Here is a 9139-nt window from a genome sequence, read left to right as displayed (position 1 = left end):
AAAGAAAATGTTTAGAAAGCGGATACAAAATTAAAAGTTTTATTTTATAAAAAGGGAGCTAAAAAAACTCCCACAAAAACTTGACTCAATCCCCTTCATTAGACTACTTGACTTAAACCGTAGTTTAAGTCGTATACTAATTCTGTCGACAATGAATGGAGGTCTCCGAATGAAATTTTGTCATATCAGTGATGCATCAGCTAAATTTAATATTCCTGAATCAACGATAAGATATTATGAAAAGCAAGGACTGCTTCCATTAATAGAACGTGATGAAGCTGGAAGGCGGTTATTTTCAGAAAATCAAATGGAACTCCTCGGAACAGTTATCTGTTTAAAGAATACGCATATGCCTATAAAAAAGATTAAACAATATATTGATTGGATTATAGAAGGAGACAGCACCATTCAGCTACGACTGGCAATGATGGAAAATCACAGGCAAGATGTAGTCGCTGAAATATCGTTAATGGAGGAATCCCTAAAAGGAATTGATGTAAAAATAGCACGGTATACGCAAAAGATAGAGGAAAGAATATAGGAAGAAATTTGGTAGCTATATATAGTATAAAATAATTCGAAAAGAGGAATCCAAATGAAACTCTCAAGCAATACAATTCTAATTACAGGTGGAAGCGCCGGGATCGGTTTAGCTTTTGCAGACCGATTTATGAAAGCAGGAAATCAAGTGATTGTTTGTGGTCGCCGAGAAGAGGTACTTCAACAGGCGAAAGAAAAATTCCCTGACCTTATTACATTTGTGAGCGATTTAGCAGTGGAAGCTGACCGTATTGCATTATTCGATTGGGTGACAGCGAACTATCCAGACGTGAATGTGTTAGTGAACAACGCAGGAATTCAACAACGTTTTAATGTGTTAAAAGCAGATGCGAAGAATGATTGGGTTTATTTTAACAAAGAAATCACCATTAATATGGAAGCTTCTATCCATCTGTCTATGCTGTTTGCACCCTATTTTTCAGAAAAAGAAAATGCGACCATTATTAATGTAACATCAGGCTTAGCCTTTACACCGATGGCAATTGCTCCAATTTATTCAGCAACAAAAGCGGCAATGCATTCCTTCACCATGAGTTTAAGACACCAGCTTTCTGATACTTCAGTAGAAGTAATCGAAGTTGCTCCTCCTGCTGTGAATACAGATTTAGGCGGTGCTGGCTTACATACAAGTGGCGAACCATTGGATGCCTTCGCAGATGGAATTTTCCAAGGATTAGAAGAAGGAAAGATGGAAATTGGATATGGAAGTTCTGTCAATCGCTTGAGAATGTCACGTGATGATTCGGATAAGCATGTGGAAAATATGTATAATGCGATGAAGAAGACGATAGAGTAAAATTTTATATAACCTTATGATGATAATTAAAGAAAACTCTCCATGAAGGTGAGTTTTCTTTATTATAAATTCGCTACTTACGCATTATATAAGTTTTTAAACGTTCCATCCTCTCTTTTGATCTTTAATTTCAAAAAGGATATAAATTCTCATGTTTTTAGTAGAAAATTCCACAGGTTACAGTTTTTTTAACTTTGTTTTAATCTCTATTTGAAACAATTCTTCCTGTAATTCTACAGAATTATTTAGCGAAGTAACTTCTATTTATGTAATTCACCAAATATATTAATTCATTCTACTCACTCCAACTATGTACAGTGTTAATACTTGTTGCACTTACTTCGTTTTTCTTTCGATCTAGCTCCTGCAGTGCAACCTTCCCAAAAACACCCGGATTAGCAACAAACTCTGGCTCCTCTCCATTTAAGAAATTAATAACATTTTGTGCAACAGTAGTCGCCATAATATAATTACTTTCCCTTGTTGTTCCACCTACATGTGGGGTGAGTAGCACATTGGATAAGCTTAATAATTTGTTGTCTTTTGATATTGGCTCCGCTTCATAGACATCAAGGGCAGCTCCTGCGATTTTATTGGCTGATAAAATCGTGTATAAATCCTCTTGATTAATGACAGCCCCTCTTGCTGTGTTAATGATATATGCTGTTGGTTTCATCAAGGAAAATAACGCATTATCAATGGAATATTTCGTTTCTTCATTTAATGGAATATGTATAGATATAAAGTCAGACTCAGCAAATACTTTTTTGATATCGTCGGTAATTTCCACTTCTAGATCATTCGCTTTTTTCTGTTTAGTAGGACTAACCTCTCTTACCCAAGCTGATACCTTCATATCTAACCCATATACTAATCGTTTTGCTACCTCTTGTGCAATGCTCCCGAAACCTATTAGCCCTACTTTCTTCCCCTTTAATTCTTGGGTACTTATTCGATTCCTCGAATCAAAGTTTCCTTTTTCCATTTCTTTATGAAAGTTTAGAAGGGACTTACTTAATGCCATGATAAACATTACGGTATGCTCTGCAGTGGAAACTTTATTTACGGAAGGTGCATGCAATACTGGAATCCCTACCTTTGTAGCATATGCAACATCAATATTATCAAGCCCAACTCCTGCTCCAGAAATCACTTTTAAATGAGGATTAGCTTCAATTACTTCTTTTTCTATTCGTGCAGGCGCTCTTAAAACTACTGCATCCACCGCTTTAACTAATTCACATAAATTTTCCATACTATAATCATCTGTTCTTATAACCTCTGCCTTATTGTTTAAGATTTTCTCAGCTGCTTCATGATACATGGGTAATATTTGCAGCACTTTAGGTTTTGACATCCGTCATACCTCCTCATTATTAGCTGATTTATATTTCCTGTGAAATAATAAAGAAATTAGCTTTCCATGCATTTGGAGCTAGTGTTAACTCTATTTTCTTTTCTCGTTCATTTTATCAAACTATTTTGTCATTTATCGAAAAGAATCAGACAAATTTCTTCTTTCTCCAAAAAAAAACAGGCACTTTCTCATTCGAAAGTACCTGTTTTAAAGAAAAGATATATTTCATTAATTATGCGTAACATGCTTTGGTGTATTCACTTTTAAAGAAGCTTTTCGCACTAATACAAAGTAGGATAAGAAAGCTAATAAGCTTGATGCGAAGATGATAACTCCCATCGGTAGCGCTGTATATTCTCCGCCAATTCCTACTAATGGTGCAGTTAATGAACCTAGTAAAAATGGTAATAAGCCTAATAATGCAGATGCACTTCCTGCCATATGTCCCTTTGTTTCCATTGCTAAAGAGAAGGATGATGTACCAATTATACTGATAGAAGTGACGAATAGGAAAATCGGGATTGCAACAGCTAGTAATGGTGCATGTAATAAAATCGCAATTACTAACAAAATAGAAGCTGACATAGAAAGAACTAAACCACTTTTCAAGAAGGTTTTCTCCGAAAATCTAGATAATCGACCAACAATTTGTGTTCCAATAATTAAGCCAACCCCGTTTATTCCAAACAATAAACTAAAGACTTGAGGGGAAACACCATAAATATTTTGGTAAACAAAAGAAATACCAGATACATAGGCAAAGATTCCTGCTGTGGTAAAGCCTTGTGTAAATGCATAACCGGCAAATTCACGGTCTTTTAATAAGGAACCGAAATTCATGACTACTTGTTTCATATTGCTTGGTACACGTTTTTCAATTGGTAACGTTTCTTCTAGTTTAAAGGAAACGACTACAGTCAAAATGGCGCCAACACATGTTAAAACAAGAAAAACCACTTTCCAATTTGCAAAGGAAAGAATAGCCCCGCCGATAATTGGCGCCACAATTGGTCCAAGGTTTCCAATCAACATCAATGTAGCAAAAAACTTTGTTAGTTCTCTTCCACTATAAAGATCTCGAACAACAGCTCTTGAAATAACAAGACCACCTGCCGCTGCAAATCCTTGTATGAATCGTGAAACAATCAACATATAGATATTTGGCGCTACCGCACAGACTAATGAAGATAATAAATATAAACCGAGAAAAATAAGCAATGGTTTTCGACGGCCCTGTACATCACTCATTGGCCCAATAATTAACTGGCCTAAACCTAATCCTAATAAGCAAGTCGTTAAACTAACTTGCACAAGAGAGGCACTCGTGTGAAATTCCTCAACAATCGTTGGAAACGCAGGTAAATATGTATCGATTGTAAATGGACCTAATAGGGATAATGATCCCAACAGAAAAGCAATTTGTAGCCTTTTAGTATTGGATATTGTGTTCAATTTTCTATCGCCTTCCTACAATAAATTTTCTATATCCTTTCGAATATGAACCAAAAAAATGCTTCTTTCAAAGAAGGAAGCATTTGTTGCTTTACATATTGTATTACGAATCCTGAAATATTTCACTACTTACGCACTTATTTTTTTCATTAAATTTTTTTATGGCTGGGACAAGGGGTCAGACCCCTTGTCCCCCTTTTCGGAACCACAACAAATTCAAGCTCTTCCTTAAGAACAAATTTCTTTATATTAGCTATAGATAAGTCACCTACTCTTTTTATAGATTCAAAGGTGGCTCCTCCAATATGCGGGGTCGCAACAATCTCCTTTCTTCCCGGTAAATCATTAATAGGTGGCTCTACCTCAAATACGTCTAATGCTGCACCTTTAATTCTTTTCTCCTCAAGCGCCTTGACTAAATCTATTTCGTTCACTAATGGACCCCGAGATATATTGATGATGTAAGCAGTTGCTTTCATTAAACTTAATGTTTCACTATTAATCAAATGCCTATTTTTATCGTTTAAAGAAGTGGCAATAATAAGATAGTCAGCCGTTTTAAACAATTCTTCTTTATCTACAAATGTTATATTTAATGGGTCAGCTACCGTTTGATCTGGATAATTCGTGTATACTATTGTTTCCATATCAAACCCGATTGCACGTTTTGCGATTGCCTTCGCAATGGACCCAAAGCCTATGATACCTAGCTTCTTCTGATAAATTTCATTGCCCATTGACAATTCCCAGTGTCCTGATTTTATCTCTTGATCTTTTTTAGGAATATTTCTTGCAGCTGATAACATCAAACCGAACGCAAGATCAGCGACTGATTGGGCATTTACACCAGGAGCATTTGTTACTAAAATTCCTTTTTCATAGGCATAATCGACATCAATATTGTCATAGCCAGCTCCATATTTTATAATGTATTTTAAATTCGGGGCAGCTTCTATTACTTCGCTATCAATTTTTACTACTGCAACAATAATAATATCTACATCTTTAACTTCCTTTTTCAATTCCTCTTTCCCAATTCCATGATCGGTATATAATAGTTTCACTTCACCTAGTTGCTTTGCATCTTCTATAAATTTAGGATTTGCTTCATAGAAAGCATCTCTTAACATGATTAAAAGCTTCAAGTTTTTGACCTCCAGATAAACATTTAGTATCTCCTAGTAGTTATTGCGATTGTATTATGATTTGAATTTCACATTTCGAAATCTAATGATCTACATAACTAGCCTTTTACTGTTAATTTTTTCAGCGCTTCTCCTAGTCGATCCATTGCCTCATCGATTTGCTTATACTCCGTTGAATAGGCCATGCGGAGATAACCCTCTCCATAGTTTCCAAACGCAGATCCAGGAACACAAGCAATCTGTGCTTCTCTTAAAAGAAAGGTCGCCAATTCCTTTGACGTCATGCCAATCCCCTTGAAAGAAGGGAAAACATAAAAGGCTCCTTTAGGAACAACACAACTAACATAATCTAATTCCTGTAATCTATTAACTAATAATTGACGTCGTTTATCAAACTCTTGAACCATTTTAAAAACAGGTTCCTGAGTCCCCAAATAGGCAGCAACCGCGCCATATTGTGCAAACGAAGTAGCGCTAGAAGTATTATATTGATGCACTTTCATAATTGGTTTCATCAGCTTTTCAGGACCAGCTGCATAGCCTAATCTCCAGCCATCCATCGCATATGCCTTGGAAAAGCCGTTTATCGTAATTGTCCGCTCAAACATACCTGGCAATGTAGCAATGCTTATATGTTCTGCATCTTCATAAATTAATTTTTCATAGATTTCATCGGATAAGACTAATAGATTATGATTAATCGCAATGTCAGCCAATTCTTTTAAATAAGCCTCTGGCAATACTGCCCCTGTTGGATTATGAGGAGAATTTAAAAGAATCATTTTCGTTTTACTTGTTATCCTAGCTCTTACATCCTCTGGATTAAGTATAAAGTCCTCCTCTTCCCGTAAAGGAATCGACACGGATACCCCTCCAGCAAGCTCGACGATATATTGATATTCAAGCCAGGCAGGATCAGGAATCAACACTTCATCACCAGGATTAATAAATGCAAGAATCATGCTGACAATGGCTTCTTTACACCCAACCGAAACAACTATTTCTTTATTAGGATCAACATGTATCTTATTTTCCCTTTTTAGCTTGACTGCAATTGCTTCTCTCAATTCTTGAATACCGTTATTTGCTGTATAATGAACAAATCCCTCTTGCAATGCGGCATTTGCAGCTTCTTTAATATGTATTGGGGTATCAAAATCTGGTCTTCCTATTTCCATATGTGTAATATTTATCCCACTTTTTTGCATCGCATTTGCTTCATCAAAAATTTCTCTAATACTTGAAAAAGGAATATTGGTTAAACGGTTAGCTACAGACATGATAAGCTCCTCCATACGGTTTTAAATTTAGCTATTGATTTGATGGTTTTAAACAGATAGTCTAAAAACTATTACTCTATTGATGAGCCTCACTATTGGTTACATTCCTTTTCATATTAACTGGAAAGATACTAGGTTCTGACCAATGTAACGATTACCTAAAATATTCTGTTATCTGTTTTATCCAAGATGTTAATTTAGAAGGTATTTAATTCTTGGTTGTTTTTTTATACAAACCATAACTTTATATGGGTTATAATATCCCTCTATTTACTGCTTGTAAATGTTATTTTTTTATTTTTTTAAAATTCCAACTACAATACTCAACCAAATTTCATTTATTTATATAGAATCTTGAAATGTTATTCTTTATTACTATTTATGAAATTAACATCTTTTCGGAATATCTCCCCATTTAGTAATCACCTATTCGCTTTCTTTTCTACATGTTATGAATTCTTGACAAGTGAAAAACAATATTAAGTATTTTTTGATGATGTTTGGATATTTTAATAAGGATACAAAACAATTCTAGTTGAGGTGAATTTCGTAATAGCAACAAATAGGCATAAGCTTTTTAATTTCTTTATCATTTTGATGCCGTGGTTATCTTTATTGTTTATAGGAAAGCGCAGTATGAATCGCTACTCCATTGCCGGTGCTTTTATTGTATTGTTTGAAATTATTAATCACCTCTATGGACATAAGAAAAAATGGTGGAAATTTTACGACAAACGTAGATCCTTTGTAAGGGATGAGCTTCCCTTTGATATTGGCCCTTATATGCCTATGTCTTTGTGGATACTAAAATATTCATACGGGAATCTAAAAAAATATGCTCTTATGAATGCTATTGCCAATGGGATATTTACTTTTATCGGTATGCCTATTCTAAAAAAAATGAAAATTATTCGACTCTATCGCTTAAATTATTTGCAATTTTTTATCTACATACACTATAAATCGTATGTATTATACGGATTTCAGTATTTGTATGAAAAAATAAAAAACAAATAACAATATGTATTTCTCCCTTCACTTTTAAAGTACTTGGAATTAATATTTAAATAAAGGAAAGGGAAATCTCTAAATTAGGATTTCCCTTTCCTTTACTAACATATAAACAGTTTAAATTACTATTTACTTCTTCTTGCTAAAAGCTCTCTTTCGACTTGTGGATAGATTTTATCTAATTTATAGAATAATAGTAAGATGGATTGTAAAACATAGGTTGCCAGTGGCAGGTAAAGGAAAAGAGCATTAATCCCAAGTAACGCTTCATCTGGCTGAACTGCTGCTCCACCAATATATCCCGTCCATCCTAATACCCATCCTACTAAAGCTGCTCCGAAGCCAACACCTATTTTCTGTCCCATACTGCCGGCGCTATAGACCAAGCCTTCATTTCTAACCCCCGTTTTATATTCCCCATATTCAATCGTGTCAGGCAAAAACGCCCATAAAGCACCTGTAAACGGCGATTTTCCTAATCCTCTTATGATTTGCCCAATTATTACGAAATAGATATTGGTAATATCAATCATGATAATCAATGTACCAATTATGGAAATAACTGAACCAGCTAATACTACATTTCTTTTCCCAAATCGCTTAAATAGAGGTGGCATAAAGAAGAAGCCAACAATAACCGGAATAGTAATGGCCATTGTTAATATACCTGTTAAAGTTTGATTATCAAGTAAATATTGGGCGTAATAAATGGTACTTCCTTGTCATAGCGCAGTTCCCATGCTGTAAATAATAAAGAAACCGAATATCATCGCCCAATATTTATTTTTTAATAACGCTTTCAAACTAACTTTTAATGGTATCTTTGCCTCTGTTTTTTCTTGTGTGATTTGTACTCGTTCTTTAGTTGCTTTAAAGGTATATAAAAACAAACAAATAGCGACTATCCCATACACAATATATGTCATAATCCATCCAGTTTGTGTCCCACCAAAGAGGTCAACCAATGGAAGTGTCAAACTACTAACAAGAATAACCCCTATTTGAGCAAGGAACATTCTAAAAATATTTAAGAGAGAACGCTGATGCTGATCTTGGGTTATCAATGAATTTAGTGTTCCATACGGAATAACTACTGCCGTAAAGGCTAATGTCAGTATATTATATGTGATAAACGCATAAATAATTTTCCCTGTATCACTAACATCCGGCACCGTAAATAACAAAACAGTCAAAGCGGCAAATGGTACACACATCCACAGAATCCATGGTCGTGCTTTACCATGTTTGGATTTGGTTCGATCCACTACTATTCCCATTGCAACATCTGAAATCCCATCTAAAAAACGGGAAACAAGCATTATCGTACCTACAACAGCAGCTGAAATACCCACTACGTCTGTATAGAAAAAAACAATAAACATTCCCATCGATGCCCATACAAAATTGACAGCTAAATCGCCGATTGAGTCAAGTTTTTGTGGGAGTTTTTTTTAGCTCCCTTTTTATAAAATAAAACTTTTAATTTTGTATCCGCTTTCTAAACATTTTCTTTCATCAAAATTTCGTTTTTTTCTTT

General features: G+C 34.8%; 7 protein-coding genes and 1 pseudogene. 3 read left to right on the top strand and 5 right to left on the bottom strand.

Going from position 1 to position 9139, the window contains the following annotated elements:
* Positions 1-169 precede the first annotated feature (169 nt).
* The gene (locus tag ACTNDN_RS24025) at positions 170-541 is read left to right on the top strand and encodes a MerR family transcriptional regulator (protein ID WP_441132500.1); all 372 of its coding nucleotides are present in this window, start codon (positions 170-172) and stop codon (positions 539-541) included.
* A gap of 54 nt (positions 542-595) precedes the next feature.
* On the top strand, positions 596-1357 hold the full coding sequence (locus ACTNDN_RS24020; RefSeq protein WP_251629871.1) for an SDR family oxidoreductase: 762 nt from the start codon (positions 596-598) through the stop codon (positions 1355-1357).
* 295 nt (positions 1358-1652) lie between these two features.
* Here the strand turns inward: ACTNDN_RS24020 and ACTNDN_RS24015 are convergent, their stop codons facing one another.
* The 4 genes from ACTNDN_RS24015 to ACTNDN_RS24000 form a co-directional block, all read right to left on the bottom strand.
* Positions 1653-2714 carry a hydroxyacid dehydrogenase gene (locus ACTNDN_RS24015; RefSeq protein WP_441132498.1) on the bottom strand — a complete coding sequence of 354 codons (1062 nt, stop codon included), beginning with the start codon at positions 2712-2714 and terminating at the stop codon, positions 1653-1655.
* Between the two features lie 228 nt (positions 2715-2942).
* A complete protein-coding gene (locus ACTNDN_RS24010; protein ID WP_251629867.1) occupies positions 2943-4166 on the bottom strand; it encodes a Bcr/CflA family multidrug efflux MFS transporter in 1224 nt (407 codons plus the stop codon).
* A 149-nt stretch (positions 4167-4315) separates the two neighbouring features.
* Complete coding sequence (locus tag ACTNDN_RS24005; protein WP_441132496.1) at positions 4316-5311, bottom strand: phosphoglycerate dehydrogenase; 996 nt, start codon at positions 5309-5311, stop codon at positions 4316-4318.
* Positions 5312-5409: 98 nt separating this feature from the next.
* Positions 5410-6591 carry a pyridoxal phosphate-dependent aminotransferase gene (locus tag ACTNDN_RS24000; protein ID WP_441132494.1) on the bottom strand — a complete coding sequence of 394 codons (1182 nt, stop codon included), beginning with the start codon at positions 6589-6591 and terminating at the stop codon, positions 5410-5412.
* Between the two features lie 636 nt (positions 6592-7227).
* Between ACTNDN_RS24000 and ACTNDN_RS23995 the strand changes: the two genes are divergently transcribed.
* Positions 7228-7608 (top strand): hypothetical protein, encoded by a 381-nt coding sequence (locus ACTNDN_RS23995; protein WP_441132493.1) that lies wholly within the window; start codon positions 7228-7230, stop codon positions 7606-7608.
* Positions 7609-7727: 119 nt separating this feature from the next.
* Here the strand turns inward: ACTNDN_RS23995 and ACTNDN_RS23990 are convergent.
* A pseudogene (locus tag ACTNDN_RS23990) lies at positions 7728-9026 on the bottom strand (MFS transporter).
* Positions 9027-9139 lie beyond the last annotated feature (113 nt).

The sequence above is a fragment of the Niallia sp. HCP3S3_B10 genome (assembly GCF_052064465.1).
GTDB lineage: Bacteria > Bacillota > Bacilli > Bacillales > Cytobacillaceae > Niallia > Niallia hominis.
This window is presented reverse-complemented; position numbering and strand designations above follow the sequence as displayed.